The organism is Pseudescherichia sp. (assembly GCF_031987975.1).
Classification (GTDB): Bacteria; Pseudomonadota; Gammaproteobacteria; order Enterobacterales; family Enterobacteriaceae; genus Pseudescherichia.
Window position 1 is genome coordinate 40,698 of record NZ_DALZYX010000001.1, and the last position, 22,842, is coordinate 63,539.

20 protein-coding genes are annotated in these 22,842 nt (G+C 54.7%); 11 read left to right on the top strand and 9 right to left on the bottom strand.

The window, feature by feature from the left end; all coding sequences use genetic code 11:
• Window positions 1-9: 9 nt before the first annotated feature.
• On the bottom strand, window positions 10-741 hold the full coding sequence (locus RTN40_RS00180; protein WP_312226660.1) for a MerR family transcriptional regulator: 732 nt from the start codon (window positions 739-741) through the stop codon (window positions 10-12).
• A gap of 53 nt (window positions 742-794) precedes the next feature.
• A complete protein-coding gene (locus RTN40_RS00185; protein ID WP_312226661.1) occupies window positions 795-2,015 on the bottom strand; it encodes a diguanylate phosphodiesterase in 1,221 nt (406 codons plus the stop codon).
• 323 nt (window positions 2,016-2,338) lie between these two features.
• Between RTN40_RS00185 and ycgZ the strand changes: the two genes are divergently transcribed.
• From ycgZ to RTN40_RS00200, 3 genes are all read left to right on the top strand, one after another.
• Window positions 2,339-2,578, top strand: a complete 240-nt coding sequence (gene ycgZ / locus RTN40_RS00190) for a regulatory protein YcgZ (RefSeq protein ID WP_312226662.1) — start codon at window positions 2,339-2,341, stop codon at window positions 2,576-2,578.
• Between the two features lie 261 nt (window positions 2,579-2,839).
• Complete coding sequence (locus RTN40_RS20965; RefSeq protein WP_409418490.1) at window positions 2,840-3,034, top strand: hypothetical protein; 195 nt, start codon at window positions 2,840-2,842, stop codon at window positions 3,032-3,034.
• Window positions 3,035-3,070: 36 nt separating this feature from the next.
• Window positions 3,071-3,352 carry a biofilm development regulator YmgB/AriR family protein gene (locus RTN40_RS00200; RefSeq protein WP_312226664.1) on the top strand — a complete coding sequence of 94 codons (282 nt, stop codon included), beginning with the start codon at window positions 3,071-3,073 and terminating at the stop codon, window positions 3,350-3,352.
• Between the two features lie 55 nt (window positions 3,353-3,407).
• Here the strand turns inward: RTN40_RS00200 and RTN40_RS00205 are convergent, their stop codons facing one another.
• On the bottom strand, window positions 3,408-3,539 hold the full coding sequence (locus tag RTN40_RS00205) for a DUF29 family protein (protein ID WP_312226665.1): 132 nt from the start codon (window positions 3,537-3,539) through the stop codon (window positions 3,408-3,410).
• 5 nt (window positions 3,540-3,544) lie between these two features.
• Entirely contained in the window at window positions 3,545-4,612 is a 1,068-nt protein-coding gene (locus RTN40_RS00210) for a hypothetical protein (RefSeq protein ID WP_312226666.1), read from the bottom strand.
• Window positions 4,613-4,842: 230 nt separating this feature from the next.
• Here RTN40_RS00210 and RTN40_RS00215 point away from each other — a divergent pair, with 230 nt between their 5' ends.
• Together RTN40_RS00215 and RTN40_RS00220 are read left to right on the top strand one after the other, a co-directional pair.
• Window positions 4,843-6,732 (top strand): beta-glucoside-specific PTS transporter subunit IIABC, encoded by a 1,890-nt coding sequence (locus RTN40_RS00215; protein WP_312226667.1) that lies wholly within the window; start codon window positions 4,843-4,845, stop codon window positions 6,730-6,732.
• Window positions 6,733-6,759: 27 nt separating this feature from the next.
• The gene (locus RTN40_RS00220; RefSeq protein ID WP_312226668.1) at window positions 6,760-7,758 is read left to right on the top strand and encodes a LacI family DNA-binding transcriptional regulator; all 999 of its coding nucleotides are present in this window, start codon (window positions 6,760-6,762) and stop codon (window positions 7,756-7,758) included.
• Between the two features lie 35 nt (window positions 7,759-7,793).
• Here the strand turns inward: RTN40_RS00220 and RTN40_RS00225 are convergent, their stop codons facing one another.
• Together RTN40_RS00225 and RTN40_RS00230 are read right to left on the bottom strand one after the other, a co-directional pair.
• Window positions 7,794-9,095 carry a sorbosone dehydrogenase family protein gene (locus tag RTN40_RS00225; RefSeq protein WP_312226669.1) on the bottom strand — a complete coding sequence of 434 codons (1,302 nt, stop codon included), beginning with the start codon at window positions 9,093-9,095 and terminating at the stop codon, window positions 7,794-7,796.
• Complete coding sequence (locus RTN40_RS00230) at window positions 9,092-9,538, bottom strand: DUF2231 domain-containing protein (protein ID WP_409418491.1); 447 nt, start codon at window positions 9,536-9,538, stop codon at window positions 9,092-9,094. The genes RTN40_RS00225 and RTN40_RS00230 overlap by 4 nt, the downstream gene beginning before the upstream one ends.
• 295 nt (window positions 9,539-9,833) lie before the next feature.
• On the opposite strand from RTN40_RS00230, the gene RTN40_RS00235 reads away from it, so the two are divergent.
• The 6 genes from RTN40_RS00235 (at window position 9,834) to RTN40_RS00260 (ending at window position 15,736) form a co-directional block, all read left to right on the top strand.
• Window positions 9,834-11,375 carry a PAS domain-containing methyl-accepting chemotaxis protein gene (locus tag RTN40_RS00235; protein ID WP_312226671.1) on the top strand — a complete coding sequence of 514 codons (1,542 nt, stop codon included), beginning with the start codon at window positions 9,834-9,836 and terminating at the stop codon, window positions 11,373-11,375.
• 130 nt (window positions 11,376-11,505) lie between these two features.
• Entirely contained in the window at window positions 11,506-11,643 is a 138-nt protein-coding gene (gene sra / locus RTN40_RS00240; protein WP_312226672.1) for a stationary-phase-induced ribosome-associated protein, read from the top strand.
• 192 nt (window positions 11,644-11,835) lie between these two features.
• Window positions 11,836-13,533, top strand: a complete 1,698-nt coding sequence (locus RTN40_RS00245) for an NAD-dependent malic enzyme (protein ID WP_312226673.1) — start codon at window positions 11,836-11,838, stop codon at window positions 13,531-13,533.
• A 196-nt stretch (window positions 13,534-13,729) separates the two neighbouring features.
• Entirely contained in the window at window positions 13,730-14,740 is a 1,011-nt protein-coding gene (gene adhP / locus RTN40_RS00250) for an alcohol dehydrogenase AdhP (protein ID WP_312226674.1), read from the top strand.
• A gap of 67 nt (window positions 14,741-14,807) precedes the next feature.
• Complete coding sequence (locus RTN40_RS00255; protein WP_312226675.1) at window positions 14,808-15,260, top strand: antitoxin Xre/MbcA/ParS toxin-binding domain-containing protein; 453 nt, start codon at window positions 14,808-14,810, stop codon at window positions 15,258-15,260.
• Window positions 15,260-15,736: an RES family NAD+ phosphorylase gene (locus RTN40_RS00260; RefSeq protein ID WP_312226676.1), complete on the top strand. Its 477-nt coding sequence runs from the start codon at window positions 15,260-15,262 to the stop codon at window positions 15,734-15,736. Before RTN40_RS00255 ends, RTN40_RS00260 begins: the two co-directional genes overlap by 1 nt.
• Window positions 15,737-15,742: 6 nt before the next feature.
• Here RTN40_RS00260 and glgX read toward each other — a convergent pair whose 3' ends face one another.
• From glgX to treZ, 3 genes are all read right to left on the bottom strand, one after another.
• Window positions 15,743-17,818 carry a glycogen debranching protein GlgX gene (glgX, locus tag RTN40_RS00265; RefSeq protein ID WP_312226677.1) on the bottom strand — a complete coding sequence of 692 codons (2,076 nt, stop codon included), beginning with the start codon at window positions 17,816-17,818 and terminating at the stop codon, window positions 15,743-15,745.
• A 97-nt stretch (window positions 17,819-17,915) separates the two neighbouring features.
• Entirely contained in the window at window positions 17,916-20,450 is a 2,535-nt protein-coding gene (gene treY / locus RTN40_RS00270) for a malto-oligosyltrehalose synthase (protein ID WP_312226678.1), read from the bottom strand.
• A complete protein-coding gene (gene treZ / locus RTN40_RS00275) occupies window positions 20,447-22,234 on the bottom strand; it encodes a malto-oligosyltrehalose trehalohydrolase (RefSeq protein WP_312226679.1) in 1,788 nt (595 codons plus the stop codon). The genes treY and treZ overlap by 4 nt, the downstream gene beginning before the upstream one ends.
• Window positions 22,235-22,842: the final 608 nt, after the last annotated feature.

The following is a 22,842-nucleotide window of genomic DNA, read 5'->3' on the forward strand; positions in this document are numbered from 1 at the left end:
ATGAATCAGTTATGGATCATGAGACGCAACGGCAAATCCTTGCTCTCGCCAGTGTTCAAGCTGCTCCTGCTGACGGCGTGTCAGCACTTTACCAGTCCATAAAAAGATATGCTGGCCAGGGAACAGTTCCGGACGAGGGACCTCCAGCGGCTCCGCAAGCAGGTCGATGTGCCACCCGCGCTGCGACAGACGCCACGCCTCCAGCCACAGCCGGGTGCGATCCTCACTGCCCCAGCCAATCAGCAGCGCTTCCCTGCCCGCTTTTTTACGTGCGTTGATGACGCATGAGACAGCATGCTCGGTAATGACGCCATCCAGCAGGCTGGACATCGCGCGAGCCGTGTATTGATCGAGGGTCAGACGCTGGCGTACTGGAACGAGTATATGGTCGATAAGATCGTCTACGGTATGGTCGCGTCCAAGGGTCGCAATGGCGGCACGTAGCCTGGCAGGACGCGCCTGGCGCAGCACGCCCATCATCTCTTCCTGCAAAGACGCCCAATCATCATGGGCAACCACTTTGTTGCCTTCCAGCAAGGCCTTAACCTTACCGACAGGCACGCCGCTCTCAATCCAGCGTTTAATCTCTTTAATGCGCTGGATATCTTCCTCATCGAACTGACGATGCCCGCCTTCGCTGCGCTGCGGTTTCAGCAAGCCATAACGCCGCTGCCAGGCACGAAGCGTGACCGGGTTGATACCGCATTTTTCAGCTACATCGCCAATACTGTAAAAGGCCATCAACTCCCCTAAACTCAACGCTGCTACGGTCATATTTAAACGCTATTAGTATCTCATATACCCGTTCGTTTTTCTGGCCAGGCCACAGCAGGAATACCAGCAAAATCGGGACGGGCAAACAGGTAGCCCTGGAACTGCGATATGCCTGCCGACTCCAGCCACATCCACTCCTCAGGCTGCTCAACGCCCACGGCAGAAACCAGGATCTCCAGCGAACTACAACACTTAATAATGGCCTGGATAATCGCCTGCCGTGGCCCACTTTTATGTACATCTTTGATCAGGTCGCGGTTAATTTTAATCCTGTCCGGCTGAAACTGCGCCAGCAGCAGCAGACCGGCAAAGCCCGCACCAAAGTGATCGATAGCAACGCGGATGCCCGCTGCCTTTAACTGTCTTACCGCGTCGGTAAACTCCTCAAGGCGAGAGATGACTTCGCTTTCGGTAAACTCGACGATGATCTGCTCCGGCACCAGTCCGTTAGCCTGAATCTCCTGCAGGAGGAAATCGACCGCGCCGGGTACTTTGACCAGCGTCATCGGCAGCAGGTTCACCGCCAGCGTCTGCTCACCAATGTTTAGCCCCGCCGCCATGGCAAAGGCCACTTTTTTGCTGCGCAGATCGGCCTCGTAGACATCGTCTCCCGTCAGCCCTGCAAACCAGGCATCAGGCAGATCCCCGCCCGGCGTACGCAGCAGCGCTTCAATAGAGACCACTTCCCGGGCAAAGGGATCGATCATCGGTTGAAAAGCGAAGCTGCACTCTGCGGTTTCAGCCGCTGCCTGCGACTCTGCGCGGGTAGCGTTGTTATCCGAGATGAAATCCCAGGCATCTGCGGGTGGGATTTCATAGTAATTCTCTTTCTCGCGCTCCTCGACGAAGGTACGGAAGAACTGCAGCGCACGGTCATCGTAGGTAAGCTGGTATTTAGAGGTTCCCTTATCCAGCACGCGCTGGAGGACATCGTCCCGGTCATACTCCCTTAAGTTAAAAAGCTCCATTCCCGATTTGCCAAACCGCCGAGAGGGAGCATAGTCACACAGCAATTCTACGAGGTTGTAGTGACGGGTATCCTTGCAAATATCGCGGTAAATTTTGAACACGCTCTCTTCCGGGCCCTCAAGCAGCTGGAAGAAATGGGTACCGTTAAAAAGCAGAATGCCTGTTACTTCGGCCTGGCCATTCTTTTGATTTGCTGCATCGACCATCTCTTCCAACATTTTAACCGGTACATCGTCGCAGAGATGGCTGCGGTAAATAATGGTTGTAAGCATAGTTATTCCGGGAAGATCAGTGTGTGGAAGGCCACCTTAACAAATGGCAGCACACAGATCTTGTAATGATTGTGCCTGATTTTAAAGGCAATCCTTCCCGTGTATAAGTATGCTGCTCAATACAGGGTACAGCTTTTTGCTATACCTGTACAAGTATTCTGAAATCCTGGTGAATCACCAGCATAACTCATTGAATATAAGCATATATTAAAAATATCTAAAATAAATTACGAAAATTTGTACAGTTTCTATGTACAAGTTTGCCGAGTTTGTATAACTTTGTACTCGTTATCACAACTTACTGAATTTTACAGGAGTGACATATGCAGCAGAACAACCTTGTTCCGAATACAGCTAATGCCATTACCCGGTACTTTAATAAAGCTGCACTGCCAAGCCAGCAGGAAACGCTGGGCCAGATTGTGGTCGAGATCCTAAGCAGTGGTCAGAGCCTGAACCGTAAGGCAATCTGCACCAAGCTGCTCAGCCGCCTTGAAACAGCGTCTGATGCCGACGAAGAGAGCCATTACCATACGCTGATTGGCCTGCTGTTTGACCGCTAAGGACATGCAAATGCACAGCAACGGATAGTTAAGTTTCAAGTCGCTTTTGGTGGGTAGGTTTTCATGGAAGATAACGCCTCCTCCACCGGGCGCAAACTCATGCCTCGTTTCCTGACGGAATAGTTTGGCAGCAGAGACGCAGTTATGAACAGAAGTGAAACTGATAAATTAACAGATGAGCTAATTGGAGAAGCCGTCTTATCCCTCCTCAGTGAAAACGGGCCTGTTAACACCAGGTCGCTCGTCACGAGGTTGCGGGCTATGGAAGCAAAAGAGGCCGACAGCAGACGACGTGAGATACTTGGACGCATTATTGCCGAAATCAATAATACTACACAGGTATCGATGCGCGGGCAGGCCGGACGTGAGCAGAAGGACTCTGGAAGCAAACAAAACGACAACGTGTTTCAACTGTTTGGCAGTAGCCAACAGCAGGGCACCAGTAAAAAACACTGACTGCACACATTTATCTAACTTTAACGGTACAACTTTATGCTTCAGGCCATGCTCCAGCAATCATCAGACCCTTTTGAAGCGCTGCCCGATTCGGCCCTTTCTGCCTATTTCCGTAATGCGGGCGATGTCCTGGCCGATGAATCAACGGTCCTGGGTGCAGTAGTCAGATCGATCCTTGCCTCAGGCGGCGATCTCACTAACAAAGCTATTATTCTGCATCTTATTCAGGCAATCGAGTCCACGCGCGACGTGGTGAAGAGCGATATTATTCGCAAGACGCTGGAGATTGTCGTCGATCATACGATGGATGATATCTGAGCTTAGGCTCAATCCATAGCATAGACCGGGCCAGCGAAGCGCTACCCGGCATTTGCTACTCCGGTAAATAATCAGACTCAAGAATTTCTTCTAGCGTCCACGGTGTTTTCTCAGGAAAATGCGTTTCATCCAACCCCGTTTCGCGCGCAGCAGATAATATTGCATCCCCGTAAGCTTCATTAGCCATGTCGGCTAGCCTATCCCAGCACTCGCCACAATCGCCTCGATTTCATCAGGTAGCGGCACTCTACCCAGCGTAGCGGTGAGTCTTGCAACGACCGCCGCAATCTTCTCTTCAGGTGTCAGGGTAACCTTTATCAACGTCAGGCTCTCCTGATCGAGGCCACTGGTATCCGCGATAAACGTGACGCTGTCACCATTAGCGATAGCCAGATAGAAGGATGCGTCCGCCACTGCATCGGATTTATTAGGTGCGTTACCATTGAGGCGCTCCTGTTGCCAGAGCGGATCCGCAGCGTAACACTGCTGGTTGAGCTGAATAGCCGAGGCCACATCCACCTGCTCTCTGAGCAAGCGCGCCAGGGTGTTTACATAATTTTTTCGGGCAACTTCATGATCGAAAATTGTGGCGAGAGAGGTCTCCGGGCCGCAGTTAACTCTCCTTAACGGCTGGCCCCTGAAGTTATAGATCCGCATCTCCTCACCCTGCCCATGGTAGTAAAAATTGAGAGAGTGATGGAACACGGCACCAGCAGGAAGAGGCAGCGCCTGTTGCCGGCTTTTCTTATCAATAATTAGCCAGCGGGTGCCGGTATGACGCTGGTGACGACGCTGATTTTCAAAATAGGTCAATGCGGTATGTGCCACAATGCCATTAACCTTCGCAACAAACTGGGCTGCCTGTCTGTTTTGCCCGCTGTAGTGCATCACCAGCGTCTCCTGGGGAATGATGTGCTCCCAGTTATTATCGCAATCGGCAAAATAGTCGTTGACGGTGGCGCGATACGCGGCGATCTCCAGGTTCTGCTGACGAGCTACCTGCCCCAGCTCTGGCCCGGTAAGCGGCTTTTCGCTTAGGGCTAACGCCTTAGCGTCATTGACCGAGATCGGCGGATGGTGGCCGGTTAAATACAGGTAGAGCGCCCTTTTCTTCTCTTCTTGATTTAACGCATCAGCGATGCCGCAAAACTGTTCAACCCTTTTGAGCTGTTCTGCGGTATCGGGATTGCCGGCAAGTGAAATTTCACAGGTTTGAATTTCACGACTGACCGGAAGAGCAGTTTCTGTTAACAGCGGCATAGCAGCGAACCCGAATGATCAATCTGTCTAACAATGTACGCGTAAAGGCTGCATTTTTACGAGCGCTAATGCTCTATAGCCCGCCCAAACCTGTTTCCTGTCGCATCCCTCTGTGATTTAGCCCACATTTTAGCCATGAAACCGGTTGCAAGGAAGTGGTTCACTGCTAGCATGAAACCGGTTTCAAACAAAAGTCACACACTCAAAACCCATAAAAAAGGTACATCAGAATGGCCATTATTAGGGATTACAATAAGTTAGCCAGTGACATTCTTCAGGAGGTGGGCGGCGAAGCGAACATCAATAGCTTTACACGCTGCGCCACCCGTTTACGCCTGGTTTTAAACGATACCCCTGCCGAGGCGAAAAGCCGGATCCAGAACCTGCCCGGCGTGATTGCCGTGGTAGAGAGCGGCGGTCAGTTCCAGGTCGTTATTGGTACTCACGTTGCCGACGTGTTCAACGCCCTCTCTGCGCTGCTGGGCGAAAACCACGCCGGGACGACCAGCAAGCCAAAAACCCGCTGGCTTGATGCGGTGATTGCCACCATGTCTGCGGTATTCGCCCCCATCGTTTACATCCTTGCCGCCGCCGGCATTCTTCAGGGGCTGCTGATTGTTGTCGGCCTGATTGATGCCGATATCAAAACCACCGGTACCTTCGCCATCCTCAACTTCATGTCGTGGACGCCGTTTGCCTTCCTGCCGGTGTTCATCGCTATTACCGCCGCGCGCCACTTTAAATGTAATCCGTTTATTGCCGTACTCTGCTGCTGCGCGCTGATCAATCCCGAGTGGTCAGCGATGGCGGGCCGCATTGCCAACGGAGAGACCATTACCTTCTTGTTTATTCCGCTGGCAAAGACGGTCTATACCTCTTCGGTACTGCCGCCGCTGTTCCTGGTCTGGGCGCTCTCCTGGCTTGAAAAGCGGGTAGAGAAGATCCTGCCGGATGTGGTGAGCGCCCTGTTCACCCCGCTGATCTGCTTTGTGATCATCGTTCCGCTGACCCTTATCGTCATCGGGCCTATTACCACCTGGGCCGCGATGGGCATCGCCAGCGGCTATAATGCGCTGTTCGCTGCCGCGCCTGCGGTCGCCGCTGCACTCATCGGTGGCGTATGGCAGATCATCGTTATTTTCGGCGTACACTGGGGTATTACCCCGGTGATCATGGCCAACTTCGATACCCAGGGATATGACTCCTTCCAGGCTTATCAGACCATCGCAGTAATCGGCCAGATGGCCGCCGTGTTTGGCGTTTTCCTGAAAAGCCGCAACCGCGAACTGAAAACCACCTCCCTGTCAGCGGGCGTAACCGCCATCTTCGGCATTACCGAACCGGCGATCTATGGCGTGACGCTGCGCTTTAAGAAGCCGTTTATCTGCGGCTGCATCGGCGGCGCAGTGGGTGCGGTGGTTGCCAGCCTGTTTGGCTCCCTTTACTACGCCTACGCGGCGCTGCCGGGCCTCTTTACTCTGGTAAACGCCATTAGTCCGGATGCACCGATGTCTTTCATCGGTGAACTTGCCGGTAGCGCAACGGCTATCGTCCTGACTATTATACTGGTGCAGTTTGTGGGCTTTGACGATCCGGTGGCAGAAGAGACGCTCACCGAGACGCCGGAGAGTGCCCCGCTCAGCACAACCTCAACCGCAGCGGCGAAAACCCGTCTTGCGCTGAATAGCCCGCTTAGCGGGGATGTGATTGCCCTGGAAGAGGTTGCAGACGAAGCGTTCTCGCAAAAGGTGCTGGGCGATGGCGTTGCTATTCGGCCCCATGAAGGTAAAGTGGTTGCGCCCTGCGACGCTCGGGTGGAAACGGTAATCGAATCACGTCACGCCATTGGCCTTTCCTGCGACAACGGCGCGGAGCTGTTGATTCACGTTGGCCTGAACACCGTGAATTTACAGGGTGAGCACTTCCGTCCGCTGGTGAAGGAAGGCGACGTGGTGAAAGCCGGTACGCCGCTGCTGGAATTTGATAAGGACGCCATCGAGCGTGCCGGATACGATCTCACCACGCCGGTGCTGGTGATCAACAGCGATGAGTTTCAGCTGACGAAGCTCCAGTCCGGGGGCGCCATTCGTCAGGAGATGCCGTTAATGACCGTCTCCTGATACGCTGATAAATAATTGGGGAAGGTTATGGTCACGATACTGGATGTCGCCAGGCGAGCGGGCGTCTCAAAAGCAACGGTCTCCCGCGCGCTAAACGGTAAGGTAGTGGTCAGCGAAGAGGTGAAAGCTCGCATCTTCAAGGCCATTGAGGAGACAGGCTATCGCCCTAACCTGCTGGCGCGTACGCTGGCGACAAGTCGTTCCAACTCGGTGGGACTGGTGATCACCAACGGCCTGTATAACGGGCCGTTCTTCTCCGCCATGATCTACCAGGCGGCGACCTGCAGTGAAGATCTCCAGCGTCAGCTGGTATTGGCCGACGGCAAGCATAGCCGGGAGGATGAGCGTAACGCTATCAACTTCCTGGTGCAGCTGCGCTGTGAGGCGATCATGATCTACCCCAAGTATCTCAGCGTTGATGAACTCGATGATATTATCGATGAGAGCAGCGTCCCTATTGTGGTGATCAACCGTGAGCTAAAGCGCAACCGCAGCAGCTCGGTGTTTGTCGATCATTACCAGGGCAGCATACGTATGGTGGAGTATCTCCTGTCCCAGGGGCACCGCAACATCGCTTTTGTTGCCGGCGGTGAAGGCTCGCCGACGGGTGACAGCCGGCTGGCTGGCTATCGCGATGCGTTTAACGCTGCGGGCCTGACGCCTGACGAAACGCTGATCGTGCGCGGCAGCTGGAGTACCGAAAGCGGCTACGAGGCGGGCTGCGCCCTGCTGAAAAAGGAACGGCCCATGAGCTGCATTCTCGCCGCTAACGATGACATGGCCATCGGCGTGACCAAGGCCATAATCGACCATGGCCTGCGGGTGCCGGGCGACATCTCCGTCGCCGGATTCGATGACTCCATCATTGGTCGCTACTTTACCCCCACTCTGACCACCGTGCACATTCCGATGGATGAGATGATCCGCGATGCGGTACGTATCTTGTTATCTCCGGACAGCGTCCCGCAGTCGCTGCATGAAGGCTCGCTGATCGTACGTGATTCAGTCGTTAAGCGAAACGCATAAAAAAGGCTGCCTTATGGCAGCCTTTTTCACGTTAATTACTGCGCGGCGCTGACCCGCCAGACGGCGTCGCCCGCATCGTCAGCGATAATCAGCCCGCCCTGGGCATCCATCCCCAGCCCCACGGGCAGGCCGCGAACCTGCTTCTGGTCGTCGGTTAAAAAGCCTGTGACCACCGGCTGCGGCAATCCTACCGGCTGGCCGTTCTCAAACTTCACCCACATCACCTGATAGCCGTTAAGCGGCTTGCGGTTCCAGCTGCCGTGCTCGCTCACAAACGCGCCGCCACGATACTGCGGCATATTGTCTCCGGTATAGAACAGCAGGCCGAGCGGGGCCACGTGCGAGCTAATGGCGTAGTCGGGCTTGATGGCCTTCTCTACCAGATCCGGCCGCTGGGGCTGAGCGCGTTCATCGACGTGCTGACCAAAGTAGCTGTAGGGCCAGCCGTAAAAGCCGTTCTCCTGCACCGAGGTCATATAGTCCGGCACTAAATCGGAACCGATCTCATCTCGTTCGTTGACGATAGCCCACAGTTTGCCGCTCTGCGGCTCCCATCCCAGACCGGTGGGGTTACGCAGGCCGCTGGCGTAGATGCGGCTCGCTCCGCTGGCGGCGTCCACCTCGAGGATGGCTGCCCGGCGGTACTCTGCCCCAATGCCGTTCTCAGTAATATTGCTGTTCGAACCGACGCCGACATACAGCTTGCTGCCGTCGGGGCTGGCCAGCAGCGATTTAGTCCAGTGATGGTTGATCGGCCCGCCGGGCAGCTCGGTCACCTCTTCGGCAGGCGTGCTGATAGAGGTCTGCCCCGTTTCATAGGGGAACTTCACTAAACTGTCGGCATTGGCAACCCACAGCGTATTGCCGATCAGCTGAATACCAAACGGCGAGTGCAGGTTCTCAATGAAGGTATGCTTCTCCCACTTGCCGTTGACGTTGCGCAGCAGGGTTATACTGTCACCGCCTTTTCCCGCCTTGCCGGAGGCGCTCTGCACGAGGCCCATAATCAGCTGCTTAGGCCGCGTGGTGGGTTTCGGCGTGCTATTTGATTCCGCCACCAATACGTCGTTATTGGGTAATACATAGATTTGGCGCGGATGCTTCAGGCCATCGGCAATTTTTTCGATCTGCAGCCCGGCAGGAACGGTAGGCTTTTCGCCCTCCTTCCACGGCACGCCTTCCGGCACCTGCATCGGTGGCAACAGGAAGTTTTGCGCCTGCGGCAGCTCCGGGTTTGGCCCCATCTGCTTCTGCGGATCGATACTGGCGCCATTATCACAGGCGCTTAGCAGGGCAACAATCGCCGCGCTGAGTAACGCTCGGTTATATTTTTTCATATGACTTCTCCTTGAGCGTTACGCTGGCGCAGCGCGAGTTGAACATTAGCCAGCAGTAGCAGGATCACGACTAACGAAGATAGCATCACGCCAAGCGGGACGACGGCATACGCATCGCGGCTATGGATAAAGGCATTGATTACCGCCAGCAGAATGGCGAGAAGGTTGAGCCAGAAGTGCAGCTTAACGGGTGAATTAAAGGCGTAGCGCCGCCCTATCCAGACCTGCACCAGATTTATCAGGCGCGGAATAATGGCAATGACCAGACCGATAACAATTAGCCAGCTGGCGGCGTCGGTCCACATAATCTGCATGCTTTTAATATAGAGAATGTCAAAGATCCAGGCGGCGGTAAAAAAGCCGAGTGGAATGGGATTGAGTAGCTCATACAGCGCTACGGCAAAGCGCGAACGTCCTGAAGCGTGAGGGGTATGCATATCCATCTCCTGAGCCTGTCCAGCGATTAAAGGTACCTGTAAAGGTTAGATTATTTTTGCGGCATAGCACGAACCCCTCTCTATTTGCGTTAGGTTTTTGCTGTTTGCTAAAACATTAACACTGCCTGCTTTATTTATTTTCATTTGTGCAACTAATGCTAAAGACAATATTTAGAGGAGCTAAAAATATTTCCTCGGGCTACTTCTCGTTATTCAAATCATAGTGGAAAATGCGCGGGCTATAAGAAGAATATGTATTCCTTTTTTATTTATTGCAAGACGCTTGATTATGGAGTTATTTATGAAGCGTAACACTCCTGTTACACAGCAAGAGTATTTTCTTAACGTCGGCACGACGCTCATGTCCACAACCAATACGCAAAGTCATATTTCTTACGCCAACTCGGCTTTTATTGAAGCCAGCGGGTTTGCAGAAGACGCGCTGGTCGGTGAGCCGCATAATATCATCCGCCATCCGGATATGCCTTCACTCGCCTTTGCCGATATGTGGTTTACTATCCAGCAGGGAGAGAGCTGGACGGGGCTGGTGAAGAATCGACGTCAGAATGGCGATCACTACTGGGTACGCGCTAACGTTACCCCGGTCTTTCACCAGGATAAACTGACCGGCTATATCTCAGTGAGAAATATTCCGCCACGGGAAGAGATTAACGCGAGTGAAAACCTCTATGCGCAAATAAACGCCAATAGATTAAAGGGATATCGTTTCTATAAGGGCGTAGTGGTGCGGCGGGGGCTGTTCTCTTTTTTATCGCTGTTTAAATGGTTAAGTCTCTCCCGGCGTATAAATCTGGCGCTGGGTATTGCTGCATTGATTACTGCTACCCTGCCGTTTATTCATCTGCCAGCCCCGGTTCAGTCAGGTGTCGCGATTACTCTCTTTTTATGTGCCACACTTTTTATACAGCTGCAGGTTTCGCATCCGTTAAAATTAATCTTAACGCAAATGCAAAAGATTGTTTCTGGAAGACGGGCTGATTATTTTCATTTTAACCGCGTCGATGAGATCGGCATGCTACTGCGCCTCGTCAATCAGTCCGGCCTAAACCTTAACTCTCTGGTTGGGGATGTCACTACCCAGCTGGATGGGATCCGCAACGTCAGCCAGCGCATCGCTGAAGAGGGGCGATCCCTGCAGCAGCGTACCGAAGAGACCTCGGCGGATCTGCATCAGACGGCGGCGGCAGTTGAGGAGATAGCCAGCGCGGTGAAGCAGACGGCGGAAACGGCATCAGAAGCGATGTCCCGGGCTGACGAAACCAGCAGCAGCGCGATGAATAGCGGGAGTATTATGCAGCAAACCATCTCTATGATGCAGTCCGTCTCCCGGGATAATAAGCAGATCGTCGATATTATTGGCGTTATTGACAGCATAGCCTTTCAGACCAATATTCTGGCCCTCAACGCTGCCGTTGAGGCCGCCCGCGCCGGTGAGGCCGGTCGAGGCTTTGCAGTCGTTGCTGCCGAGGTGCGTAAACTGGCGCAACACTCAGCATCCGCCGCGAAAGAGATCAAAACGTTGATCGAGCAGAACGTGGCCAACGTCAGCAGCGGCGTGAAGATGGTAGAGAACACCGAGACCCACCTGACGGCGATGATCGCTAACGTGATCCAGATGTCGAATATGATCAAAGAGATTGGCACCGCTACGTTGGAACAGACCCTGGCGCTGGAGCTTATTAACGCATCCGTTTCGCGTATCGGCATGATGACCCATAACAATACTGGCATGGTTGAGCGGGTCACCGACGCCGCCTGCGACCTCTCCTCCCGTGCCGCACGCCTGCAACGCGCCGTCCAGGTTTTTGGCGGAGGGAATTAACGTAATTCAACGGTGCAGCACATTTTTCACTCACCAAAACCAGTATGCTAATTTAGCTATGGGATACGCTTTGCCCGGTTCGCATCTGCGGACTGGTCCTTGAAACTATTAACAGAATTAAGGAGTTAGCATGAGAACGAATCGTCAGGCACGTCATATTTTAGGTCTGGACTACAAGCTGTCGAATCAGAGAAAGATCGTGCGTAGTGAAGACGGCAGCGAAAAAGTGGTTACGCAACGCCATGGTCGCCATCGTCGCGCCCAGTAATGCATTAACCACCGCGCATCATCGCTTTCCACGCCACCGCTCCGGTGGCGTTTCTCTTTATGAATATGTTTCAGCGAAGTAACAAGAAATTGCACTAAGCATGCTTTATACTCCCCCCGCTGTACTATCCACCCCGACCGCACGCAGGTAACCGTGCCATCGCCGGGATCCGTTTATCCAGGAGTTTTTGAGATGTTGCTGAAGTACAAGAAAAACCGTTCGCTGTACATCCCCTATGCTGGCCCCGTGCTGTTAGAGTTCCCCCTGCTTAATAAAGGCAGCGCCTTTAGCCTGGAAGAGCGACGTAACTTTAACCTGCTTGGCCTGCTTCCTGAAGTGGTGGAGACCATTGAAGAGCAAGCCGAACGCGCCTGGCTACAGTATCAGGGCTTCAAAACGGATATCGATAAGCACATCTATCTGCGTAACATCCAGGACACTAACGAAACCCTCTTCTACCGTCTGGTGGAAAACCATCTCGATGAGATGATGCCGGTGATCTATACCCCCACGGTCGGCTCTGCCTGCGAACGCTTCTCTGAGATCTACCGCCGCGCGCGCGGCGTGTTTATCTCCTACGAAAATCGCCACATGATGGATGACATCTTACAGAACGTCCCGGCGCACAATATCAAAGTGATTGTGGTCACCGACGGCGAACGTATTCTGGGACTTGGCGATCAGGGTATCGGCGGCATGGGCATTCCTATCGGTAAGCTGTCGCTCTACACCGCCTGCGGCGGTATCAGCCCGGCATACACGCTGCCGGTGGTGCTGGATGTCGGCACCAACAATCAGCAGCTGCTTAACGACCCGCTCTACATGGGCTGGCGTCATCCGCGTATTACCGGCGATGAATACTATGAGTTCGTGGATGAGTTTATTCAGGCCGTGAAGCAGCGCTGGCCGGACGTGCTGCTGCAATTTGAAGACTTTGCCCAGAAAAATGCCATGCCGCTGCTCAACCGTTACCGGAACGAGATCTGCTCGTTTAACGACGATATTCAGGGCACCGCAGCGGTAACGGTGGGCACGCTGATCGCGGCCAGCCGCGCCGCAGGCAGCCAGCTGAGCAACCAGAAGATTGTCTTCCTCGGCGCAGGCTCTGCCGGATGTGGCATCGCCGAGCAGATCGTCTCCCAAACCCAGCGCGAAGGGCTGAGCGAAGCGGCAGCACGGCAAAAAGTGTATATGGTCGATCGCTTCGGCCTGCTGACGGATCAGATGCCTAACCTGCTGCCGTTCCAGAGCAAGCTGGTGCAGAAGCAGGAGAATATTCAGAGCTGGGAGACCAGCGGCGATGCCATCTCCCTGCTGGACGTGGTGCGCAACGTCAAGCCGGACATTCTCATCGGCGTCTCGGGCCAGACCGGCCTGTTTACCGAAGAGATTATCCGCGAGATGCATAAGTACTGTCCGCGTCCGATCGTTATGCCGCTCTCTAACCCGACCTCCCGCGTAGAAGCAACGCCGCAGGATATCATCGCCTGGACCGACGGCAATGCGCTGGTGGCAACCGGCAGCCCCTTCCCACCGGTGCAGTGGAAAGATAAGCTCTACCCGATTGCCCAGTGCAATAATGCCTATATCTTCCCTGGCGTCGGGCTGGGCGTCATCGCCGCCGGCGCGTCGCGCATTACCGACGAAATGCTGATGGCCGCAAGCGAAACCCTGGCGGAGCACTCCCCGCTGCGGACCAACGACAACGGTATGGTGTTGCCGGGCCTCGATGAGATCCAGCACGTCTCCCGTGCTATCGCCTTTGCGGTGGGTAAAGTTGCCCAGAAAGAAGGTGTGGCGGTGAAAACTTCCGCCGAGGCGCTGCAGCAGGCTATCGACGATAACTTCTGGCGACCGGAGTACCGCAGCTACCGCCGAACGTCAATTTAATGAGTTGCCCGGCGGCGCTACGCTTGCCGGGCCTACACCTCTTACCCCATTTGCGAATGATTCTCACAAAGTATTGCAGAATATTTCCAGGTGGTTGCATCTTATACAGAAGTCATTAATCCTAAAGGGGTAATTGCGTCTCCCGAGGCGCATTACGTTATGCATCATCCAACTGCATACCCATAAGGAGATAAAAATGAAAGCTGCTGTAGTCACTCACGATCATCAAGTAGAAATCAAAGAAAAAACCTTACGCGCCCTTCGTCACGGTGAGGCGCGGTTAAAAATGGAGTGCTGTGGGGTTTGCCATACCGATCTTCACGTTAAAAACGGTGATTTCGGTGACAAAACCGGGGTTATCCTCGGCCATGAAGGCATTGGCGTGGTTGAAGAGGTCGGGCCGGGCGTCACCTCGCTGAAGCCGGGCGATCGCGCCAGCGTGGCCTGGTTCTATGAAGGGTGCGGGCACTGCGAATACTGTAACAGTGGTAACGAAACCCTCTGCCGTGAGGTAAAAAACGCGGGCTACAGCGTCGATGGCGGCATGGCCGAAGGGTGCATTGTGGTCGCGGACTACGCGGTTAAAGTCCCGGATGGGCTGGATCCTGCCGCAGCCAGCAGTATCACCTGCGCAGGCGTGACGACCTACAAATCGATCAAGATCTCCCATATCAAACCTGGGCAGTGGATTGCCATCTACGGCCTTGGCGGCCTTGGCAACCTCGCGATGCAATATGCGAAGAACGTCTTTAACGCCAAAGTGATCGCTATCGACGTCAACGATGAGCAGCTCAGCCTGGCGTCAGAGATGGGAGCCGATCTGACTATCAACTCCCGTAACGAGGACGCCGCGCAGATCATCCAGCAGAAAACCGGCGGCGCACATGCTGCGGTGGTCACTGCCGTCGCCAAAGCGGCGTTTAACTCCGCCGTGGATGCGGTGCGTGCCGGTGGTCGCGTGGTGGCCGTTGGCCTGCCGCCGGAGTCAATGAGCCTCGATATCCCCCGTCTGGTGCTGGACGGTATTCAGGTCGTCGGTTCGCTGGTGGGTACCCGTCAGGATCTGGCTGAAGCTTTCCAGTTTGCCGCCGAAGGTAAAGTGGTGCCAAAAGTCGCCTCCCGTCCTCTGGAAGATATCAACACTATTTTCCAGGAGATGGAGCAAGGCAAGATCCGTGGCCGCATGGTGATCGATTTCCGTCGCTAAGGCATAGTATGCATTGTGCCTCCTGTTCATTTGAACTAAAATAGATATCAAATGAACAGGAGGCGTGATGATCATGCAACTTTTTACTCCCAAGGCAGCGTCCCTTCCGCATGACTTGCTCAGCACGCTGGGCCTACCTGCCGCGGCAATTGCCGCCCACGACAGCATCAATATTGGGCTGAGCGCAACTATCTTACGTAGCATCACCGATGCGACCCAGCTTGACGAGGCGACGCTGCTACGAATGGCCGGGATAGATCGCAACACCTACAGCCGAAGGCTGAACAGTGCAGAGAAGCGTTTCTCTCCTGAGCAGAGCGCACGGGTTTATACCCTGGCTCGGGCCATCAGCGCGGCGCGCGAGCTGTTCAACGACGATAACGCCCGGCTGGCTCAGTGGCTTAACAAACCCGCGAAGGGCCTCGGGGGCAAAAAACCAGCAGAGTTGCTCTCTACCCCTGCCGGAGCTGAAGCGGTACTGACCCTCGTCGGCAGGCTTGAGCATGGCGTACTGAGCTAATGGAGACGCAGCTTTTCTGGCGACTGGTGAAGTCACGCTACGTCGCGACCGCATTTGATGGCTATGGCGCACGCACTTTCGGTGGCCGCTGGAACTCACGGGGTCGGGAGTGCGTCTATCTCGGTTCAACAAAAGCGCTTTGCGTGCTGGAAATGCTGGTGCATCTGGAAATCGAGGACATCGCTGAAGGCTACAGCTTTCTAACTATTGAGATCCCGACTGAGCTGATCGCTACGCTCGATCTCAATACGTTACCTGAGGACTGGCAGGCCGATCCGGTCCCGATTTCTACCCAGCAGATTGGCGATCAATGGCTGGCCGACGTAAACAATGGTTTGCTGCTGCGGGTACCGAGCACGATTACTGGCGAGTGGAACGCGCTATTTAACCCGGAGCATCCCGATGCAAAAACGGCTCTGCTGAGTGTTAAAGCAGAGCCGTTTATTATCGATCCGCGCCTGGGCAGGCGCTGTTAATAGGCGTTACGGCCTTCTGAACAGGGCAATACTGCGCCCTTCCAAAGTAAAGTCCGTTTCGCTATCAATCACGATGCCGCGCGTTTCCGTATCAAAGGTGGTCAGCTCCAGCACCCAGCCGCTTTGGCCGGGCTGCGGGATACGGAACTCCATGCTCTCCTCAAACGGGTTGAGCAGCATCAGCACGTCGTGCCAAATCCCCTCTTCCGTTTTCAGATCCGGCCGGCTGATATAGACCACCAGGGCCGATCCTTCATGCCAGTGCTCTGGCTGCTGAATGCCCCCTTCAGCGTTGAACCACTCGATAAGCAGACCATCGCGCCAGCTTTCCCGGCGCAGCAGCGGCTGCTCGGTACGCAACTTAATTATCTGTCGCGTAAACTCGCGCAGCGCCTCGCTGGAGGCGGGCAGATCGTCCCATTGCACCCAGGAGATTTCGCTGTCCTGGCAGTAGCCGTTGTTGTTGCCCATCTGGCTGCGACCAAACTCATCCCCGGCCAGCAGCATCGGCGTGCCGTGAGAGAAGAGCAGCGTAGCGAGGAAGTTACGTTTTTGCCGCTCGCGGATCGCGTTGATATTCTCGTCGTCAGTCGGACCTTCTGCACCGTAGTTATACGAACGGTTATCGTTGTGACCGTCGTTGTTATCCTCGCCGTTATCTTCATTGTGCTTTTCGTTGTACGACACCATGTCGTTAAGCGTAAAGCCATCATGGGCGGTGATAAAGTTAACGCTCGCCCACGGGCGGCGACCACGTATGTCGTAGAGATCGCCCGATCCAAGCAGGCGGGAGGCAAAATCGGATGCAACGTTATCGCCCTTCCAGTACTCGCGCACCGTATCACGGTATTTGTCGTTCCACTCTGCCCAGCCCGGCGGGAATCCACCTACCTGATAGCCACCAGGGCCAATGTCCCAGGGTTCACCGATAAGCTTCAGCTTCGACAGCACCGGATCCTGCGTCATGGCATCAAAGAAGCCGCCGCGCTGGTCGAAACCTTCCGGCTCACGGCCAAGGATTGTACCGAGATCGAAACGAAAACCGTCAATATGCATCGACTCCGCCCAGTAGCGCAGAGAGTCCATCACCATCTGCAGCACGCGCGGATGGGAGGTGTTAACGGTGTTCCCCGTGCCGGTATCGTTAATGTAGTAGCGGTGCTGGTCAGGCAGCGTGCGATAATAGGAGAAGTTATCGATCCCCTTAAACGACAGCGTTGGGCCAAGCTCGTTACCTTCCGCCGTGTGGTTATAGACCACGTCGAGGATAACCTCGATACCCGCGTCGTGGAATGCGCGCACCATATCGCGAAAGCCCTGAATACCCTTCGGCCCGAAGTAGCGCGACGCTGGCGCAAAGAAGCCAAGCGTATTGTAGCCCCAGAAGTTTTTCAGACCTTTGTCCAGCAGATGCTGGTCGTCCGGGAACCAGTGAACCGGCAGCAGCTCGACCGAGGTAATGCCCAGATTTTTGATGTAGTCCACAGTAGCCTTGTGGCCCATTCCCTCAAAGTTACCGCGCAGCTCTTGCGGCAGCGCAGAGTTGAGCTGGGTGAAGCCCTTCACATGGGTTTCATAGATAATCGCCTGCGACCATGGAATGTTCGGACGATTATTGTCCTGCCAGTCAAACTCGTGAGGATCGATCACCCGGCACTTCGGCATAAACGGTGCGCTGTCCCGTTTATCGAAGGTCAGATCCTTATCTTCATGCTGCATGTCGTAGGCGAAATGTGCTTTGTTCCACTCTACGTCGCCAACAAGCTCCCGGGCATAGGGATCAATAACCAGCTTATTGGGGTTGAAGCGATGACCGTTCTCCGGATCGAAAGGTCCGTGCACGCGGAAGCCGTAGAGCGCGCCCGGCTTCAGGCCCGGCACGTAGCCGTGCCACACTTCATGGGTATATTCCGGCAGTTCGAGGCGGGCAATTTCATTCTTGCCGCTTGGATCATAGAGGCAAAGCTCAACGCGCTCTGCATGCGCCGAGAAAAGGGCAAAATTGACACCCTCACCATCGTAGTTTGCGCCGAGAAGATGATAATCCCCCGGCAGGATTTTATAAGCGTTACTGTGTTTCATTCATTCTTCTCCATAGAATGTGGACTTCAGAGGGCACATTCCTTCAGGCAATAAGCAACCAGGCGCGTTTAAGCGCTGCAAATTTTCAGGATTCAAATCAATCAGCTATCAATATTTGTGGTACATCTCCAGTGATATTGGTCAAATCGAGTCGATCGCCCAGGGAGAGAACGTCTCCGCTGAGAATATTGCGGTAGCGACGGCCTGCCAGTGCTTCCGGCAACGCAATCGTGGTATCGGTAAACCATGCCGCTTCAGCATCGTCAGGCAGCCGCAGCGCAAGGCGCGGCGCGATGACGATCAGCGCATCACCGCCTCGAATCCGCGGCGTCACTCGGGCATAGGCGATAACGTGATCCGCCCGCTCCCCGGTTACCGTCAGCGGCAGATAGTCGCCATAACGGAACAGCGCGGGCTTCTGCTGACGCAGGCGCAGGCTTCGGGCAATAACCTGCTGCTTAAGCAGGCCGCTCTGCCAGCTCTCTTCGCTGGTCGGAACAGGTTGTTCGTCGCCGACGAGCTGTTGAGTCAGCGTGGCAAAATCTGGCTCGCGGCGGTTATCAGGATCGACCAGGCTAAAGTTAAGCGCCTCGCTGCCCTGATAGATATCCGGCACGCCCGGTGCGGTGAGCTTAATCACCGTCTGGGTCAGGCTGTTAACCAGCCCGGCGCGAATAAACGGCTGCAGCGAGCTAACGAAATCCTGCAGGAAGGCCTGGTTATCCGGAGAAAGCAGGTGCCGGGCATAGTCGAGCATCGCCTTTTCAAAAGGATCGTTGCTGTCAACCCAGTCGGTCCGCAGCTTCGCTTCCCGCAGGGCTTTTTCAACGAAGTCCAGGAAACGCGCCTCCAGCGCCTTCAGGCCTTCGGCGTCATCGGGCTGGAGCGTTACGGGCCACACACCTGCCAGCGCCTGATAGAGCATCCATGCTCCAGCGGGTTTCGGCGCCGGGCCATCCTCAAGCTGAACCACCTTATGCTGGTTGATCTCCTGCCAGCGGGCCACGCATACCGCCCAGCGTGCCGGAGCCTCCGTCAGGGTGTAGAGCCGTGCGCGCGTATCTTCCCCGCGTTTGGTGTCATGGGTCGAGGTACCAGACAGCGCATTAGGCTGTTTTTCTAACCGGATTTTCATCTCATCGTGAAAACGCTCAAGGGAGAAAGCACGCCGTAGCGGCTCAGCCCCTACTTCGTTAAGCGCCAGGCCCATGTTCTGACGGAAGAAGAGCGTATCCTCAACTGATTTAGCCATCAGCGGCCCGGTGAGCTGCTGAAAACGGGTGCGGAAAAGTGCCGCCTGGTCAGAGACGGAATCAGAGAGCAATCCGGCCAGAATACCGGTGATGAAATCGAGCGCGTCAGGATCCGGCGCTGTGGCGCTGGCCTTAACCTTCACCACGATTTTTTGCAGCAGCTCAGCATCGGCTGGTGGTAGCCCCTCTTTTGTGCCATAGGTGCGATAGACCGGGAAAGCAACCAAAAGTTCGCGTAAAGCGGCGCGGATCGTCGCCTCCTGAGCTGGGATCCCTTCTCGCTCTGCAATACCGAGCGCCAGCTTCAGCAAGGTGGTAAATTCGCCTTCAAAATTCCTGTCGGCCATCAGCAGCTTGGCTGCCCGCAGTTCGGCCTTCATATCAGCCTGCTTGCCCAGGGTTTTATCGTAGGCTTTGCGCAGCGCCTCGAGCCGGTCATCATCCACGAGCGCGTCAGAGAGCGCGGCAATGAACTCATACCCGGTAGTACCGGACACCGGCCAGTCGTCAGGTAAATGCTCCCCTTTACCCAGGATCTTCTCAACGGTAATGTAGCAGTCGGCCCCAGCCTCCTGACGCAGGCGCTGGAGATACCCTTTGGGATCTGCAAGGCCATCTACATGATCGACACGCAGACCGTCTACCGCCCCGCTGCGTACCAGCTCGAGGATCAGCCGATGGCTATCGTCAAAGACGGCATCGTCCTCAACCCGAACGCCCGCAAGGCCGGTAATTTCAAAGAAGCGGCGATAGGAGAGATCCCGTGCTGCATCCCGCCACGTCATCAGCCGCCAGGGCTGGCGCTCGTGAAGCGCGATAAGCTCTGCTTTATCGGTGAGCTTAAGCACCTCGTCTTCGCGCCCCTGATAGCTCTCCGGGCAAAGCGGATAGAAGCTTTCAAAATAGGCGAACGCGGGTTTTCCACTCTGCGGATCCGCCTGAATAGTGATATCGCCCTTATCCAGCTCGGCTTCAAAGGTATCGCCAAGGAACGGCAGGGTCAGGCGGCGCGACCAGTCAATATCAAAATAGCGGGCATAGCGGCTCTTTTCGCCGTTTTCGATTACGTCGCGCCACCAGGGGTTCTCCAGCGAGGCCGCCATATGGTTGGGAACGATATCCAGAATCAGGCCAAGCCCCGCCTCCTTCAATGCATTCACCATACGGTCGAAACCTTCCCGGCCACCGATGGCTGGCTCGATCTCGTTGGCATTAGTGACATCATAACCATGCGTCGAGCCAGACGTAGCGGTAAAAATCGGTGAGGCGTAGAGGTGGCTAATGCCAAGCTGCTGCATATAGGGCACAAGGCCAGCGGCGCGATCAAAGGTCATGCCGTTACGGAATTGGATTCGGTAGGTCGCGGTTGGGATCTTCACTTTGCTTCTCCTGATGCAAGGCGAACAACAATTGAGTTCTGCGACAGTTCATCTGTCGCATTCGGCCAGGCAAAAATGGTTTCGCCGGGCAAGTCCGGTAGAGTCTGCTTACGCTCACTAATATTTAGCGCCAGCGAGAGAGTGCCTTTCGGGAAGCTCCAGGTGACGGCGAGGAAGCCGTCGGCAGTGTTAACTACCTGGCCTGAATTGCCTTCGGCGGTTGCCAGCAGCGGCACGATATGCTGCTGACGCAGCCGCAGCAGCGCCCGGGTTAGCGCCAGCCAGGACTGCCCTTCGTGATTTTCAGGCTTTTTCCAGTCCAGTTTCGACTGCATAAAGGTGCTCTCAGCGTTAGGATCGGGCACGCTCTCCCCGTCGTAACCACTGTGGCCCTCAAACTCTCTGGCCCGCCCTTCGCGCACGGCTTTGGCGAGATCGCCATGGAAATCGGTAAAGAACAGGAAGGGATTACTTTCGCCATACTCTTCGCCCATAAACAGCAGCGGAATATGCGGAGACAGGAGCAGCGCAGCCTGCAGTACTTTCGTTCGATCGGCTCCTGCCAGGGCAATCAGCCGCTCACCCTGGGCGCGGTTGCCTGTTTGGTCGTGGTTCTGGATGAAATCAACAAAAGCTACGGGCGGCTGGCTGGCACTGTTTACGCCACGCGCCTCGCCAGAGTGGGCTGATACCTCTCCCTGGTAAGCAAATCCTTCGGCCAGCGCCCGGGCCACATATTTTTCCGGCTCGTGTGCAAAATCCTGGTAATAGGCGTGGGTTTCGCCGGTAGCAAATACGTGCACGGCATTGTGGAAATCGTCATTCCATTCGCCGCTGAACAGCGGCGTTACGCCCTCTTCGTCACGCGGGTGCAGGAAGATAACGTTGCGGCTATCTTCTGTGGTCAGGTGGATGGGCCGATCGGCGATCTCGGCCCGGATACGCTCGGCAATCTCAATCAGAACGTGCTTCTCAGCACTGTCTTCAATCTGATCGATAGCATCAAAGCGTAGCCCATCCAGACTGAACTCTTTCAGCCAGTAGAGTGGTGCTTCGACAATATAGCGGCGCACCGCATCGACGTCATAGGCAATGCCGGGACCCCAGGGCGTTGTTCGCTCCTTATGGAAAAAATCTGGCGAGAGCAGCGGGAGATAGTTACCTTCTGGGCCGAAATGATTCAGCACAATATCGAGCACAACCGATATGCCATGACCATGAGCGGCATCGACAAAGGCTTTAAAATCATCCGGCGTACCATAGGCAGAGTGCGGCGCATAGAGCAGCACGCCATCGTAGCCCCAGCCCCGGTTACCGCCAAATTGCGACACGGGCAGAATTTCAATAGCGGTAATACCGAGGTCTGCCAAATAAGGCAGTTTTTCAATTGCGGCTTTGAACGTTCCTTCAGGAGTAAAGGTACCTACGTGTAGTTCATAAAATACGGTCTCCTCCCAGGGGCGACCTTGCCACTGCGCGTTTTTCCAGCGATAACTTTGCGGATTAATAACCAGGGAGGGTCCATTAACATCGGCCTTTTGCCCTCGTGAAGCGGGATCAGGCAGAACGGTGCCCTCTGCCAGGATATAATTATATTCTGCGCCCGGCGTGATCCCGCTTGCAGTAAATTCAAACCAGCCATCACCGGCCGTGTTCATCTTAAATTCCTTGCCTGTGAGCCTGAGCATGACACTTTCCTGACCGCTCGCCCAAACACGAAAACGCACTGTGTCGGCGGCCACGAACTCGGCCCCCCAGCTTTTAAGAAAAGATCTGGACTCCATGCAGATACCTCAATAAACGCAGACGTGACGAAAGGGTGTTAAAACGGTGTTAGGGGTGTTTCCTCTCCTGACCGTATGTACATAAAATCATAGCCTATGATGCAGAGAGTGAAGTGCAGCTGTACTTAAGGAAGGTTTATGTACAAAAAACATAAGAATATATTCATTAGTAATTAATGAGTTAAAAAAAGTCGCAGTTAAGGTGTGGTTAAAAAAATATTGCGACTATTTTCTTTTGCCGTTTCTTATCGGTATTATTAGGCTACAAAATAATTAAGAGTTAACTGACTGTTACTGATGAGTAACCCTCAGCGAGGCGACGATCTTAACCCGGACGGAAACGCAGACATGTGTGAAACAGATGTAAATGTAATACGTGAAAAAGCGCTAAGTGCTAGTGCGCCAGAGACCGTAAGCGGTGTTCCTTCCCGTGAAGAGACATTAGGCGGCATAGTGATTGAGATTCTACGTGCCGGTGAATGCATCACCCGGCGTACAGTCTGCCTCAAGCTGGTAGCCAGGTTGAGCAAAACAGACGATCCGATCGTTGAAGCTCATTTAGGGGAGCTAATCGGTCTGCTGTTACCCAGTTGCCGCAATGATGAATA